We start from the raw sequence: 14,618 nt of genomic DNA, 5'->3' as shown, positions 1-14,618 counted from the left end.
ACCTGAGTTTGATTTAACTCTTCTGAGCGTGTTAATTTTGATTTTTTAACGTTAATAATTGAGGTTTAGAATGTTTAAATTGAATATGAATAGATTATTTTAAGCGAGTGTTTTCGGATTATTCTTCTATTTTTGCAACCTGTTTTTTGATAACATTTTAAATAACTTGAAATAGTGAAAACTATAGTCATAGATAATTACGATTCATTTACTTACAATTTGGTGCGTTATATCCACATTGTGTCGGGTGAAAAACCTACTGTAGTTAGAAATGACACATTTAAAATTGAAGAAATTGAGGAATATGATGCCATTGTTTTTTCTCCAGGCCCAGGCTTACCTTCAGAAGCTGGATTGATGATGGAGGTCTTAAAGCAATATGAAAAGTCAAAGAAAATATTAGGAGTTTGTTTAGGACACCAAGCTATAGCTGAGCATTTTGGTTCAAGTTTAAAACAATTGAATTCAGTTAAACACGGAGTAGCCAGTGACATGTTAATAAAAAACTTTTCAGGAATTTATAAGGGAATACCACGAAATATTGAAGTAGGAAGATATCATTCTTGGTGTGTAGATGAAAAGCAACTATCGTCAGATTTATTAGTTACTGCTGTTACTAAGGATGAACAAATAATGAGTTTTAAACATAAAGAATTACCGATTTATGGTGTACAATACCACCCTGAATCAGTCTTAACTCCGTATGGATTAAAAATAATAGAGAATTTTTTAATGATTTAGTGATCTAAAATTAAGATATATATAACTTTGAAGTCTATGAACCTTTTACCAAAGAAAAACACTCCTCGTTGGGTTATTTTTTTAATTGATATGCTCCTTTGCTTTTTGGCTTTAGGAACAGCTTATTTGATTAGGTTTGATTTTGTAAATATTGATACAGCTAAAGCCATAAAAGAATGGGAGATTTTAAAATTAGCTTTACCAATTTATGTTCTGGTAAGAGCAATATCTTTTGTTTTGGGAAAAACGTATGCTGGAATTATTCGATATACCAGTACACAAGATGCTAAACGTATATTTTTAGTGGTTACTATTGGTAGCTTATTTTTCTTAGGATTAGTTCCTATTCGTTTTTATTATGGTGATGGTTTTTTCTTTCTACCACTTTCAATTATACTGGTGGATTACTTAGCAACTATTTTTTTGTTAATTACTTCTAGAATACTGGTGAAGTTGGTATATGTAGAAACTCAAAAATCGAGAGGAGCTACTAAAAATGTGATTATTTATGGGGCAGGGGAAATGGGATTGATTACTAAAAGAACCTTAGAACGTGATACCAATATTTTATATAATGTAATTGGTTTTGTTGATGAGAATCCAAAGCTAAGGGGGAAACTATTGGAACGAACGCCAATAAAATCTAAACGTTTTATTAAAAAATGGGTCGAAAAGAATCAAATTGACCATGTTATTATTGCGATAAAGTCTCCTAATCCAGTTAATACAAGAAAACTAATAGATATTTGTTTAGAACTTGAGGTAGAGGTTTTATCTGTCCCTCCAATTGAGGATTGGATCAATGGTCAATTTTCTTCCAATCAAATAAAGAAGGTGAAAATTGAGGATTTATTAGGACGTGACCAAATTGAATTGAGTACCCTAAATATCGAAAATCAGATTAATGGAAAAGTCGTTTTAATTACTGGAGCTGCTGGTTCTATAGGTAGTGAGATGGCGCGTCAAATTTTAAATTTTCAACCCTCAGAAGTGATTTTATTGGATCAAGCCGAAAGTCCTTTATATAATTTGGATATTGAATTAAAAAGTACTGGTAGTACAATTAAAAAGACGGTTGTTATTGCAGATGTTTCTAATCCAGTTCGGATGAAAAATGTTTTTCAACATTTTAAACCAGAAATTGTATTCCACGCAGCAGCTTATAAACATGTTCCTTTGATGGAGGATAACCCTTCAGAAGCCATTAAAGTTAACATTAATGGAAGTAAAATATTAGCGGATATGGCTCATCAGTTCAATGTGGAGTCGTTTGTAATGATCTCGACAGATAAAGCTGTAAATCCAACGAATGTGATGGGAGCCTCTAAGAGAATTGCAGAAATTTATATTCAGGCTTTAAATAAGAATTCTTCGACACAATTTATCACCACGCGTTTTGGTAATGTATTAGGAAGTAATGGTTCAGTAATTCCTTTGTTTAAAAGACAAATTGAAAAAGGAGGACCTTTAACGGTTACACATGAAAAAGTAACCCGATATTTTATGACGATTCCAGAAGCTTGCCAACTAGTATTAGAAGCAGGTAGTATGGGAAAAGGTGGTGAAATCTTTGTGTTTGATATGGGAGAGAGTGTTAAAATTATTGACTTAGCACGAAAAATGATTCAATTATCTGGATTAAAAGAAGGAGTAGATATAGCTATAAAAATTACAGGGCTAAGACCAGGAGAAAAATTGTATGAAGAACTCTTAAATCAGGAGGAGACCACTTTGCCAACTCACCATAAAAAAATTATGGTAGGGAAAGTAAAGGAATATTGCTACGAAACTGTTGCGCAACAAATCGAACAACTAATTCAAGATTACAATTCTCAAGATAATTATGCTATTGTAAAGCAAATGAAAGCTTTAGTTCCTGAGTTTGTAAGCAATAACTCAGAATTTAGTGAGCTAGATGTGAAGTAAGTTGTTGCTCAGGAAAAATCTCAGCATAGCTAATAACATCTTTACTATTCATTCTTCTTAAGATATGTTTTCTTTCCAATTCTTGAGGAGATTCTAATCCACTTGCTGCAAGCATTTCGATAAAACTCTTGACTGTTTCTTCGTGGTAGTTGGCTACACGACTAATCTTATCAGGAACGTTTAATCCATTCATTAATGCTTCATTTTGAGTGGCGATACCTACTGGGCAAGTATTGGTATTACATAGAAGAGCTTGAATACATCCTGTAGCTAACATCATCGCTCTAGCGCTATAGCAAACATCAGCTCCAATGGCCATCACTCTAGCCATGTCAAAACCTGTTAGAATTTTCCCAGCAGCAAACACCTTAATTTCTTCTCTTAAACCAAATTCTTTTAGAGTATTGATTGCAAAAGCTAGTCCATCCCTTAATGGCATACCGAGTGAGTTTGAAAACTCAATAGGAGCAGCTCCAGTACCTCCTTCACCACCATCTATTGTAATAAAATCTGGCGCTATTCCAGTTTCTTTAATCGTGCTGATAATATCAATGAATTCTTCTTTTTGACCAATACATAATTTAAAACCGACAGGTTTTCCGCCAGATAAATCTCTTAATTTTTTGATAAAGAGAAGAAGACCTTTAGAATCGTTAAAAGCACTGTGACCAGGAGGTGAATGAACAGCTTTATAGGGTTCTACATGTCTGATTTTAGCAATTTCTAATGTGTTTTTCTTAGCAGGAAGAATGCCGCCGTGGCCTGGTTTAGCACCTTGAGAAATTTTTAATTCCACCATTTTTACAGACGGGTGACTAACAGTCTGTTGATAACCTTCTTCGCTAAAGTTACCATCTTTGGTTCTACAACCAAAGTACCCTGTTCCTATTTGCCAAATCAAATCACCATCGTGTTTTAAGTGATAGGGACTAACTCCTCCTTCTCCTGTATTTTGGGCAAAATTACCTTCTTTTGCACCACCATTCATTGCGAGCACTGCATTTTTACTCAATGAACCAAAACTCATTGCGGAGATATTCAAGATACTAGCAGAGTAGGGGTGCTTACAATCTTTTCCTCCTATAGTAACTCGAGGAGATAGGTCCAAATTATGAGCATCTTTCGCATAAATTGAATGTGCCATCCACTCATATCCAGTAGCATAAACATCGAGTTGTGTTCCAAACGGTGTAGTATCTGTTACTTTTTTAGCACGTTGATATACAAGACTTCTTTTGATACGGTTTATTGGGCGACCTTCCGTATCTGTTTCTACAAAATACTGCATGATTTCAGGTCTGATTTTTTCCAATAAATATCTAAAGTTTCCTATCACAGGAAAATTCTTTTTAATGGTATGCTTTTTTTGGGAAATATCTCTAAATCCAATAATTAAAATTGGACCGATAATAATAAGGCTCCACATTATTGGCTTCCAAAAAATGGAAGTTCCGATGATTACAGTAATTAAAGTAATGGCGATGATTAAAAAAGTCTTTCTTACATTCATTTATACTATCGTTAGATGGGGTGATAAAATTAAATATAATTTTGTTATTTTTACCTTTTAGGAATTTATAAAGTAACAATATGAAGTATATTATAGCACTCTTAGTTATTATTTCTTTAAATAGTATAACAAAAGCTCAAACCTCTGTTGATAAAGGAAGGGTTCAGCTAAAAGTTGCTAAGGGAATTTATCTGGGTAGTATACTATCTTCTTATCATTTTAATGAATCAGGAAGTCTTCAAAATGGAGGAGCAACTAATTTTGGAGCTTTTCAGAATCGTTTAACCTTACATTATAATACACACAAAAATTTTTCTTTGGGTATTGATTTTTTAGGACATTCTGCTGAAAATGTAGACACAGTTTATAATTCAGGAGGCTTAGGAGTTATAGCTCAGTATTATATTGTTAATAAGCCTAAGATGAATGTATATATAGAGGCCAATATGGGAGGGTTAAATTTTAATTGGGGCAATAAGGAAGAAACAAATCCAGCATCTATAAGTGGGAGAGGAAGTTATAACTCCTTTAGTATAGGATTGAATAAGTACTTTGGAAATATTTTGGGACTATATGGGCAAGTAGGTTATATGGGACAAGGAATTAGAGTAGATACTTTTACACACAATGGAAATACAGAGGAGTATCTAGGAAATATTAAAGCAGAAGATGTTAAGTTCCTTATGAGAGGGGGATATGCTAATATCGGGTTAACAATAAAATTAAGAAATAAATCACCAAAAAGTGAGTAATATACATTTAGCACAAACGTCGCAAACTCCATTTGAAATTGATGTGGACTATGCGGATGGAATCTATATATATGATAAGGAGGGAAAGAGGTATGCAGATTTAATTTCTGGTATTTCAGTGAGTAATCTGGGGCATAATAATCGACGTATTAAGAAAGCTATTCAAGATCAAGTAGATAAGTATTTACATGTAATGGTCTATGGTGAGTATAAGCAAAACCCTCAGCAAAACTTAGCAAATTTATTGGCTGAAGTTTTGCCTGAACAACTGAACTCTACTTTTTTTGTGAATTCTGGGACAGAAGCAAATGAAGCTGCTTTAAAGTTAGCTAAACGTGTAACAGGAAGAACAGAAATCGTTAGTTGTCATAGGTCGTATCACGGCAGTACGCATGGCGCTCTTAGTGTGACCGGTAATGAACAGAAAAAATATCATGTTCGTCCTTTATTGCCAGGAGTGTCCTTTATGGAGTTTAATAATGAAGCTGATTTAAGTTTAATAACAGATCAAACAGCGGCTGTAATTATAGAGCCAATACAAGGTGATGCAGGAGTGAGAATTCCCTCATTATCTTATATGAAAGCTTTAAGGAAAAAATGTGATGAAACAGGAGCAATGTTAATTTTTGATGAAATTCAAACTGGGTTTGGTAGAACTGGAAAATTATTTGCTTTTGAGCATTTTGATATCGTCCCAGATATTTTAACTATTGCTAAAGCTATGGGGGGAGGTATGCCAATAGGGGCTTTTATTTCTGCTCATAAAAATATGCATGAATTGACTTATAATCCTAATTTAGGTCATATCACTACTTTTGGAGGGCATCCAGTTTGTTGTGCTTCGGCTTATGAGAACTTAAGGATTTTAACAGAGGGCACATTAATAGATGAGGTAGAGGAAAAAGGACACTTGTTTGAAACAATTATTCAACATCCATCTATTATTGAGATTAGAAGAAAGGGACTCTTTTTTGCCATTGAAATGGATCACCCTGATACAGTACAAGATATCGTTTTGGGGTGTAGAGAAAAGGGAGTCTTGAGCTATTGGTTTTTGTCCAATGCAGAGAGTTTTAGAATTGCACCACCTTTAACGATTACATTAGAAGAAGTTCGTAAAACAGCGGCTATAATTCATGAAGTCATTGATACTGTTTCACAAAAAAGTAAATAAGAATGCATCCCGTTTTAAAGAAATTAAATTATAGAGAAGAGCCACTAGTTGTAGCAATTAATGCTCCTCAATCTTTTGAATCTGTATTGGAGAATTTGCCTGAGAACTGTGTATTAGAAACGAAAATAGAGGCTATAGAAAAAACGTCTTTTGTTATTGCTTTTGTAACAAAAAAAACTGAAGTAGATCAAATTGCAGCACAGTTAGAGAATAAATTAGAGGGAGATGCAAAAGTATGGATGTGTTACCCTAAAGGCACTTCTAAAAAATATACCTGTGATTTTAATCGAGATAATGGTTGGGATCAATTTAAAGCCAAAGATCTATTGGGAGTTAGAATGGTAGCGATTGATGAAGATTGGAGCGCTTTACGTTTTAGAAAAAAAGAGTTTATTAAAAAATTGACACGAAAATTTTAAGATTTACTGATAGTATAATTGTATGTGTGGTATAGTAGGTAATATTGTTTTTGAAGGGCAGGATAGGAAAGTGGAAAGCCTACAAGAAGCCATCCAACAATTAAATAAAAGAGGACCAGACTTCGCAGCGAGTTATACCACTTCCTCAGGTGGGCTTGGGCATGCACGTTTGTCAATAATTGATACCACGAATGGAGCGAATCAGCCGATGTCGGATGTTACAGGTCGTTATACTATTGTTTTTAATGGTGAAATTTATAATTATCTTGAAATCAAAAAAAGACTCGAAAATAAAGGTGTAGTATTTTCGACTCAATCTGATACTGAAGTTCTATTACACTTATACATCCAAAAAGGGAAAGAAGCCTTGCAGGATTTAGATGGTTTTTTTGCTTTTTGTATTTACGATAAAGAAGAAGAAACTTATTTTATTGCAAGAGATCGTTTTGGAATAAAACCCTTATTGTATTATCAAGATAAAGAGCAATTTATTTTTAGCTCTGAAATGAAAGCTATTCTTCAATTTCCAATTGATAAAACAGTTGATCGAGCATCTTTAACTCAGTTTTTTCAATTTAATTATATTCCCGAGCCCAATACTATTTTTACAAATGTTAAAAAACTATTACCTGGACATTTTATCGAAATCAAGGGAGATTCAGTAAAAATAGAGCGTTATTATACCTACTATATTAACCAAGAACCTAACCAAGATTCTTATGCTGTAGCTAAGAAAAAAGTTCGAGAGTTATTAGCATCTTCTGTAGAAAAAAGAATGGTAGCTGATGTTCCCATAGGCTCTTTTTTAAGTGGTGGAATCGATTCGAGTATTATTGCAACAATTTCGTCTCGTTTGACCAAAAACTTACATACTTTTTCCATTGGATTTAAAGACGAACCGTATTTTGATGAGACCAAATATGCACGATTGGTTGCTAATAAAATAAAATCGGAACACACTGTATTTTCATTGTCAAATAACGACCTATACGAACATTTCGAACAGGTATTAGATTATATCGATGAGCCATTTGCTGATTCTTCTGCTATTAACGTTTTTTTATTGAGTAAATATACTAAAGAGCAAGTCACTGTTGCTTTATCTGGCGATGGGGCAGATGAATTATTTAGTGGTTATAACAAGCATGAAGCATTGAGAATAGCGAGCCAAAAATCGCTTAAAAATACCTTAATTAAAACAGGAAAACCATTCTATCAATTGATTCCTCAATCTAGACAAAATAAGTTAGGGAATTTAGCCCGTCAGTTAGATAAATATGCTAAGGGATTATCGCTATCTCAAAGAGATCGTTATATAGCTTGGGCATCCTTTATGGAAGAAAAAAAAGCCAATAGCTTGGTAAAAGATAATTTGACATTTGGTCAACGAAATAGTACACTTTTACCATTTGAAATTGATTCAATGAATGCGGTATTATATGCTGATTTTAACTTGGTCTTAACCAACGATATGCTCAGAAAAGTAGACAGTATGAGTATGGCCAATAGTTTAGAAGTAAGAACACCTTTTCTACAACATGATTTAGTAGAATATGTATTTTCTTTACCTGAGGATTATAAGATTGATGCGTCTTCTAGAAAGAAAATATTGAAAGATGCTTTTAAAGCTGAATTACCTGAAGAGCTATTCCATAGACCTAAACATGGTTTTGAAGTTCCTTTGTTAAAATGGTTTAAAAATGAAATGGCAGCTTATTTAAAACAAAATGTGTTTAATCAAGAGTTAATAGAAGCTCAAGGCTTTTTAAATTGGGGGGAAGTAGCTAAAATTGAGCAGCTATTACATAGTAAAAGTCCAAAAGATGCTGTTTCTTCAACTTGGGCTTTGGTGGTCTTTCAACACTGGGTGAAGCGGTACTTATTAAAGTAATTTTTCCATAATTACAATATTAATCCACTGTTCATTACGAAATCCAATCTTATTTTGTTGCCCTACGATGGTATAACCATATTTTTCAAAGAACCGAATGCTAGCTTGGTTAATTGAAAAGATTTTGGCTGTCATATGTTTGTACGCCAATGCTTTTGCTTTTTCAATAATAAAAGTATTCAGCAGATCTCCAATCCCTTTTCTTAAATAATTGTTGTGTACATATATTGAAGTCTCACAAGCAAAACGATAACCGTATCTATCTGAATATTTTTTAAGAATCGCCCAACCTTTTATGGTATCATTTTCCTCCAATACAAAAATCCCTTCTCGTTCGCTAAATTGGCTCATCCAGCTTTGGATGTCATCAGCTGTTTTTTCAGCGTCCATTGTTGATGTTCCTTGTCTTACATATACATTATAAATATGAGCAATAACCTCTGCATCTTCTACCTTTGCCGATCTAATCATAACTTTTTGTCTTTGTAAATTAAGAATTGACAAAATTAGCTATTCTTTACAGTTACAAGTAGCATTGTAATTATAAAATTGCTGTAAAATAGGTTGAGGAAGTCGAATCGCATTACTTTTTATGGCGGCATTAAATTGCTTTTGATTAAAATTATCAGTAAATGGGATAAAATTTTCATGAACCCATCCTGCTTGATTTCTTTTTAAGTCATATATTAATGCAGGAGCAATACAGCTCAAATTAAAGTAATTGAATTTAATTTTTTTGATGTTTTGTTTAGATGCTGTTTTGTAATGAATTTCCATGTTCTTAATGTCGTAAACAATAGACCAAGAACCATCTAGAGCTACTTTGTTTAATATGTTAAAAGCGTAATCAACAGCATTTTCATGAGATGAATGTTGGTAGTTATCTAACATCGATATAGCAGTATTAAAACGACAAGATTGTTGTTGTTTATTTTTTCTTAGTGAAGTAGAATAAGTGTCGTTTTCAAGAACAGGAAAAGGTAGTGACTGATCTTTATATACTTTTATCCCTTTGCTATCGAATTCAATGACAGCGATATTTCCTTCTTTATCACATACAAGAAAATGCAAATTTTGATTGATTTTGCTAATGCGAATTAATTGATCATTTTTTATCACTTCCTCCACGGATTGAGCATTGTCTAATTGGTATTGAATCCATTGAAGTTCATTAACTGCTGTACGGTCATCAAATTCAGGGTATTGACCAGCAACGAGCATAATTTCTATCACTAACCCTTTTTCATTCATTCCACCAAAAGGAAATTCTTTTCCAAATTGATTGAAAGTAATACTTCCATATTTAGCAGTCCAAATGGTTGATGATTCAGGAGGGAAGACAATAGATTTCTTTAAAATATTACGTTTGTTTACAACGATTAATCCGTTGTCAGAAACCCAATCTAAGTTTCTTCCAAATAATAAGCTGTGCTCATCTTTAAGTACAAAAGTAGTGCAGCTGAAAAGATCTAAAAAAGCAACTATTAAAATTGATAAGGCAATAATTTTTTTCATATTAATCATTTTTTAATAGTTTATCAGCAACAGTATATGGACTGATTCGACCTTCAATAATCTGTTGTTCAAGTTCAGGTAATTGATTGGCTATATTTTCATTTTCATAAAATCGTCTTTTGAGCTCTTCATTAATTTTCTCATACATCCAATATTTAGCTTGTTTGTTTCTATTGTCTTCGAAATATCCTTTGAGTTTAGTATGACGCTCAAATTTTTCAATAATCCCCCATACATCTTCTATACCTTTTTGTTCGATTGAGCTACAGTGTACCACTTCAGGAATCCATTCATTTGCATTAGCAGGGAAGAGGTGCATGGCGTTTTTATAACGTTGTTTAGCTTTTTTTGCATTGATGACATTATCTCCATCAGCTTTGGTTATGGCTATGCTATCTGCCATTTCCATGATTCCTCGTTTTATTCCTTGAAGCTCGTCACCTGCACCAGACAACATGAGTAGTAGAAAAAAATCAACCATTCCATGCACAGCAATCTCAGATTGTCCAACCCCAACGGTTTCGACAATAATCACGTCAAAACCAGCTGCTTCACATAACAGAATAGAAGCTCTAGTTTGTTGAGCAACACCACCTAAAGCACCTTTTGATGGACTAGGTCTAATATATACATTAGGGTTATTGACTAAAGTTTCCATTCTGGTCTTATCCCCTAGGATTGAACCTCCTCTTTTTTGGCTGCTTGGATCAATCGCCAAAACAGCTACTTTTTTACCTTTATTAGTTAGGTAGTTTCCAAATGCTTCAATAAATGTACTTTTCCCAACGCCAGGAACGCCAGTAATTCCAATACGTATAGATTTACCAGTATAAGGAAGTGTTTGATCAATAATTTGATTTGCAATGCTTTTATGCTTTTCCAATCTACTTTCTAATAAAGTGATGGCTTTACTTAAAGCAACAATATCGCCTTTTATTAAGCTTTTGATTAAGTCTTGAGCATTAATGGGTTTGACTTTGGGTATTTTATAGTTTTTATTTAATGAAGGAGAACTCATAACAAAATTAAAATAGCAGTTTTATAGATTTCCATCAATCGAGATGATTACTTTTGTGCTGAAGTTGTTTAAAGTTGAAATTAAATAAAGGTTTTTCTCAAATTTTGGATTTATTTGAAGTTTCATTTTAGTGGCGTAGCCTTAGCTACAGAATAAAAATTAACTAAAGAATAAATTCTAAAGAGAGTGAAAACACTATTTGAGGTCGACTTTAAACAACTTCGATATTAATACTTTTTTATAATGACTAAAAATACGGGAATTAACTGGGATTTTAAACATTTTTCAGAACTTTCAGCTGAAGAATGGTATGCGTTAGCTAAAAAAAGAATGGAAGTCTTTATCATAGAACAAGATTGTCATTATTTAGATTTGGATGATAAAGACTTAGATGCTTTTCATATTTATGGAACTAAGCACAATGAGGTTGTTGCTTATGCTAGACTGTTGGCTAAAGGTGTTAGTTACCCTCAGGTTTCAATAGGTAGGGTATTGGTTGTAGAAGAGGAGCGTGGGAAAAATGTAGGACACATCCTAATGGATAAAGTGATGCAATTTTCAGTTGAAAAATATGGAGATAATGATATTAGAATTTCAGCACAAGAACATTTAACTAGGTTCTATGAGTTACACGGTTTTAAGGTGGTAACAGAAATGTATTATGAAGATGATATCCCTCACGTAGGAATGTTATTTAAAGCTGTTAATTCTTGATTTTTTAGGGCTGTCTCTATTCTCTATTCTCTATTCTCTATTCTCTCTGTTCTCTGTTCTCTCTGTTCTCTGTTCTTTGTTCTCTTCTCTCTCTTCTCTCTTCTAACTAAACAGTGCTCAACTATTGTAGAAATTTAAAACTTCTGTAGCACGTTCAGTAATAAAAGGGTTAGGAAAGTTGATTTTTCCTACTGAAGTGATCATATTATTCATTGTACGTTCCAGCTCAAATTGACCATCTTTTCGTTGTTTAGATTTTAGTAGTTTTATAGCAGGTTCAAGTTTTTCGGAACGAACATTTTCTCTTTTAAGAATCCAGAGAATTTCAAGAAAATCACCCTTATAGAAATTTGGAAAAGTCAATTGATCTAACTTTTTAATCATGATGTGCTCAGGGTTTCTGGAGCTATAACAAACTTGATGTTTTAAAATAAAATCAATGCATTTAGACCTTAAGCTTTGTATTGATGGTGTTCTATAGGTTTTGGGGATAAAAGAGATGCCTTTTAAAAGTTTAACAACTCCCCAATAACACGTATGTTTTCCATAACAACTTTTGTTGGAGCAAAAACGATTTTTAGGCGTTTCATAAGTCCCATCATCAAACCGTTGGTATTTAGAAAAGAACGCTAATAATTCTAAACTTTTTTCATTGGGTTGTGCATTAAAATAACCGTCCAAAAAAAGCATATTTCCATTGAGGCAAGGAATAGGGAAGTGGTCTTCTTTTAAAGTGTAAATTTTATGCTCTTGATCATAAAAATGATTTTGGATCGTTTTTAAGGGATGAATAATTCGTTCATCATTAGGATCACACTTAAGTTCCGCAAGTAAGATAAGTGTCCACAATGTCGCTCTGTAATTGGGCACATAGTGTAAATAATCAGGATAGTGTTTATGGTTTTCAGGAAGTAGTTCCCATAAGCCTTCGTTGTTTCTTTTTGCAAAAATTTTATCAATAATATCTTGTCTTTTTTTATCCATATTCAGGAAACGTTAGTATGCCATATTTCCCAAGCCTTTTCAGCTTGTTGGTGTAGCATGGTAAGACCATTTAATACAACAGCTCCTTTCGCTTTTCCATTTTTTAAGAAAAGCGTCTCTTTTGGGTTGTAAATTAAATCTATAAAAAGATGTTCATTGGTAACTTTATCCAAGGGAATTTTGGGAGCTTCGTTCACATTGGGAAAAGTACCCAATGGAGTCGTATTGATAATCATTTTATGAAAATGAATCACATTATCATTGATATCTTCCCAATTTATGACAGCACCGTTGGTAGCTTTTCTAGAAGCATACATAACTGTTGCTCCATATTGTTTTTTTAAAAGATATGCTACTGCTTTAGAAGCTCCTCCAGTACCTAAAATTAAAATGCGTTCGTGACGAGATTTAAAAAAAGGTTTGATGAGTTGATGAAAACCAAAAACGTCGGTATTATATCCAGTAAGTTTAAAACGTTCTTCAGACCAATCAACTTTTACCGTATTAATAGCACCAATTTCTTGAGCTGAAGAATCAACATGGTCTAAATAAGGAAGAATAGCTTCTTTGTAGGGAATGGTAACATTAAAACCATCTAGTCGATGTTCTTTTACTAAGTCTCTAATTGTATCGACAGTATCCATTTCAAAGTTTTTGTAGGAATATCCAGACAAAGCTTTTTGCTTGAACTTGTCATTGAAATATTGTTTCGAGAATGAATGTGCTAATGTTTTACCAATTAATCCTAGTTTCATATGCTTATCTTAGTTTCATCAAAGGTAAGCCAGAAAGTTGATATCTTAGTATTTTATAAGAGGTTAAATATTAACAGAATTAGTACTCTTGTTTTTTTAGAAGATACCTTCGGTCAATGCAGTTGTCATTCTCATTATAGAACTCTTTTATTGGTTTTAGAAATTTCTCTAATATTTTGACAGAACCTGTATTGGTAATGTTGACATCAGCCGTAATCAGTTCAAATTTTAATGTATTAAAACAGTAATCGATTAAATGTTGTGTTAACTCAGTTCCATAACCTTTTTTCCAGTATTTTTTTCTAAAACGATAGCCAATTTCTCTTTGTTGTTCATCATTTTTGAGAATGGCACATAAACCAATTAGTTCATCTTTATCCAACTCATATATTCCCCAAACTACTTTGTCATTTGAAGGTGTAATTTTTGGAGCATTAATAGCTAACCTAAAATGTTCAAGAATTTTTGTCAAGCTCCATTCTTTTTGTGGAACAGGCTTGATAATTTCTGGAGCAGATAATAATTCGATAAAGAATTTTTGGTCTTTTTCTTCTAGTACTTTAATCGATAAACGTTGCGTTTTAAAAACAAGCATATTATTAGACTATTTCCTAACCCACAGCTGAATTCCATTAGGCTTTTTCCAAGCGTAATTTAAGGTTTTATTGATAAAAGAACGTTTATAGTTTGTAGGAAAAAAGGCTGCACAGTTAGGAACATTCAGTCCCCATTTACCTGATTTAGCTTGTTTTCCCTGTAGGACTAATACACTAAACTTGTGCTTATCTTTAGTGTCAATAGCAACAACAGGAAAACCTTTATTAGCCATGAGTTGAGCATTGTCGAGTGCTTCTTGAGAATCAGCCATCCCCAAATTTTTCCATGTATCATCTGTTAAAATTTTATTGTGAATATCGTGATATTCGATGAATTCTCCTTCCTCTTTTAAATCGTCAACACCATTATATTCACAAATAGCTCTAGCTGTAAATGTTTTACAAAAAGAAGAGGATTCATTCTGTTTACATTGTTGATACTCTTCTAAGATCGCTTCAATAGTCATCCTTTTTTGAGGTTCGGTAGGGAGCTCTTCTTCACAAGAAGCAAACAAAATTGTTCCAAATAATAGAATAAGGGAGAAGAAATTAATTTTCATAAGTGTTGTTTTAATCGGCAACAAAAGTAAGGTTAAATGCTAAAAATGAAATAAAAAACTAAA

Annotated in this window: 15 protein-coding genes; 7 read left to right on the top strand and 8 right to left on the bottom strand. The window is 33.0% G+C overall.

Annotation, left to right across the window (positions count from 1 at the left end):
* Positions 1–174: 174 nt before the first annotated feature.
* Positions 175–741: an aminodeoxychorismate/anthranilate synthase component II gene (locus N4A35_04015; GenBank protein ID MCT4580561.1), complete on the top strand. Its 567-nt coding sequence runs from the start codon at positions 175–177 to the stop codon at positions 739–741.
* A 36-nt stretch (positions 742–777) separates the two neighbouring features.
* Positions 778–2,667, top strand: coding sequence for a polysaccharide biosynthesis protein (locus N4A35_04010; protein ID MCT4580560.1), 1,890 nt, complete (start codon positions 778–780; stop codon positions 2,665–2,667).
* On the opposite strand, the gene N4A35_04005 is transcribed toward N4A35_04010, so the two are convergent.
* Complete coding sequence (locus N4A35_04005) at positions 2,645–4,177, bottom strand: FMN-binding glutamate synthase family protein (protein ID MCT4580559.1); 1,533 nt, start codon at positions 4,175–4,177, stop codon at positions 2,645–2,647. The two genes, N4A35_04010 and N4A35_04005, sit on opposite strands and share 23 nt — an antisense overlap.
* An 80-nt stretch (positions 4,178–4,257) precedes the next feature.
* Here N4A35_04005 and N4A35_04000 point away from each other — a divergent pair, with 80 nt between their 5' ends.
* From N4A35_04000 to asnB, 4 genes are read left to right on the top strand one after another with little or no spacing between them, the layout of a single operon-like run.
* Positions 4,258–4,929 carry a hypothetical protein gene (locus N4A35_04000; GenBank protein MCT4580558.1) on the top strand — a complete coding sequence of 224 codons (672 nt, stop codon included), beginning with the start codon at positions 4,258–4,260 and terminating at the stop codon, positions 4,927–4,929.
* On the top strand, positions 4,922–6,103 hold the full coding sequence (locus tag N4A35_03995) for an aspartate aminotransferase family protein (GenBank protein ID MCT4580557.1): 1,182 nt from the start codon (positions 4,922–4,924) through the stop codon (positions 6,101–6,103). The genes N4A35_04000 and N4A35_03995 overlap by 8 nt, the downstream gene beginning before the upstream one ends.
* Before the next feature lie 2 nt (positions 6,104–6,105).
* Positions 6,106–6,522 carry a hypothetical protein gene (locus tag N4A35_03990; protein ID MCT4580556.1) on the top strand — a complete coding sequence of 139 codons (417 nt, stop codon included), beginning with the start codon at positions 6,106–6,108 and terminating at the stop codon, positions 6,520–6,522.
* 22 nt (positions 6,523–6,544) lie between these two features.
* Entirely contained in the window at positions 6,545–8,413 is a 1,869-nt protein-coding gene (asnB, locus tag N4A35_03985; protein MCT4580555.1) for an asparagine synthase (glutamine-hydrolyzing), read from the top strand.
* Here asnB and N4A35_03980 read toward each other — a convergent pair.
* The 3 genes from N4A35_03980 to meaB are packed head-to-tail and all read right to left on the bottom strand — an operon-like array spanning position 8,405 to position 10,946.
* A complete protein-coding gene (locus N4A35_03980) occupies positions 8,405–8,884 on the bottom strand; it encodes a GNAT family N-acetyltransferase (GenBank protein ID MCT4580554.1) in 480 nt (159 codons plus the stop codon). The two genes, asnB and N4A35_03980, sit on opposite strands and share 9 nt — an antisense overlap.
* Before the next feature lie 39 nt (positions 8,885–8,923).
* The gene (locus N4A35_03975; GenBank protein MCT4580553.1) at positions 8,924–9,928 is read right to left on the bottom strand and encodes a linear amide C-N hydrolase; all 1,005 of its coding nucleotides are present in this window, start codon (positions 9,926–9,928) and stop codon (positions 8,924–8,926) included.
* 1 nt (position 9,929) lies between these two features.
* Positions 9,930–10,946, bottom strand: coding sequence for a methylmalonyl Co-A mutase-associated GTPase MeaB (meaB, locus tag N4A35_03970; protein ID MCT4580552.1), 1,017 nt, complete (start codon positions 10,944–10,946; stop codon positions 9,930–9,932).
* Positions 10,947–11,189: 243 nt separating this feature from the next.
* Between meaB and N4A35_03965 the strand changes: the two genes are divergently transcribed.
* A complete protein-coding gene (locus tag N4A35_03965; GenBank protein MCT4580551.1) occupies positions 11,190–11,660 on the top strand; it encodes a GNAT family N-acetyltransferase in 471 nt (156 codons plus the stop codon).
* A 117-nt stretch (positions 11,661–11,777) separates the two neighbouring features.
* Here the strand turns inward: N4A35_03965 and N4A35_03960 are convergent, their stop codons facing one another.
* From N4A35_03960 to N4A35_03945, 4 genes are all read right to left on the bottom strand, one after another.
* Positions 11,778–12,644 carry a hypothetical protein gene (locus N4A35_03960; protein MCT4580550.1) on the bottom strand — a complete coding sequence of 289 codons (867 nt, stop codon included), beginning with the start codon at positions 12,642–12,644 and terminating at the stop codon, positions 11,778–11,780.
* Between the two features lie 2 nt (positions 12,645–12,646).
* Complete coding sequence (locus N4A35_03955; GenBank protein MCT4580549.1) at positions 12,647–13,399, bottom strand: shikimate dehydrogenase; 753 nt, start codon at positions 13,397–13,399, stop codon at positions 12,647–12,649.
* Positions 13,400–13,478: 79 nt separating this feature from the next.
* Complete coding sequence (locus N4A35_03950; protein MCT4580548.1) at positions 13,479–13,994, bottom strand: GNAT family N-acetyltransferase; 516 nt, start codon at positions 13,992–13,994, stop codon at positions 13,479–13,481.
* A 9-nt stretch (positions 13,995–14,003) separates the two neighbouring features.
* A complete protein-coding gene (locus tag N4A35_03945; protein ID MCT4580547.1) occupies positions 14,004–14,555 on the bottom strand; it encodes a hypothetical protein in 552 nt (183 codons plus the stop codon).
* Positions 14,556–14,618: the final 63 nt, after the last annotated feature.

The sequence above is a fragment of the Flavobacteriales bacterium genome (assembly GCA_025210295.1).
In the GTDB taxonomy this organism is placed as follows: domain Bacteria; phylum Bacteroidota; class Bacteroidia; order Flavobacteriales_D; family Parvicellaceae; genus S010-51.
This window is presented reverse-complemented; position numbering and strand designations above follow the sequence as displayed.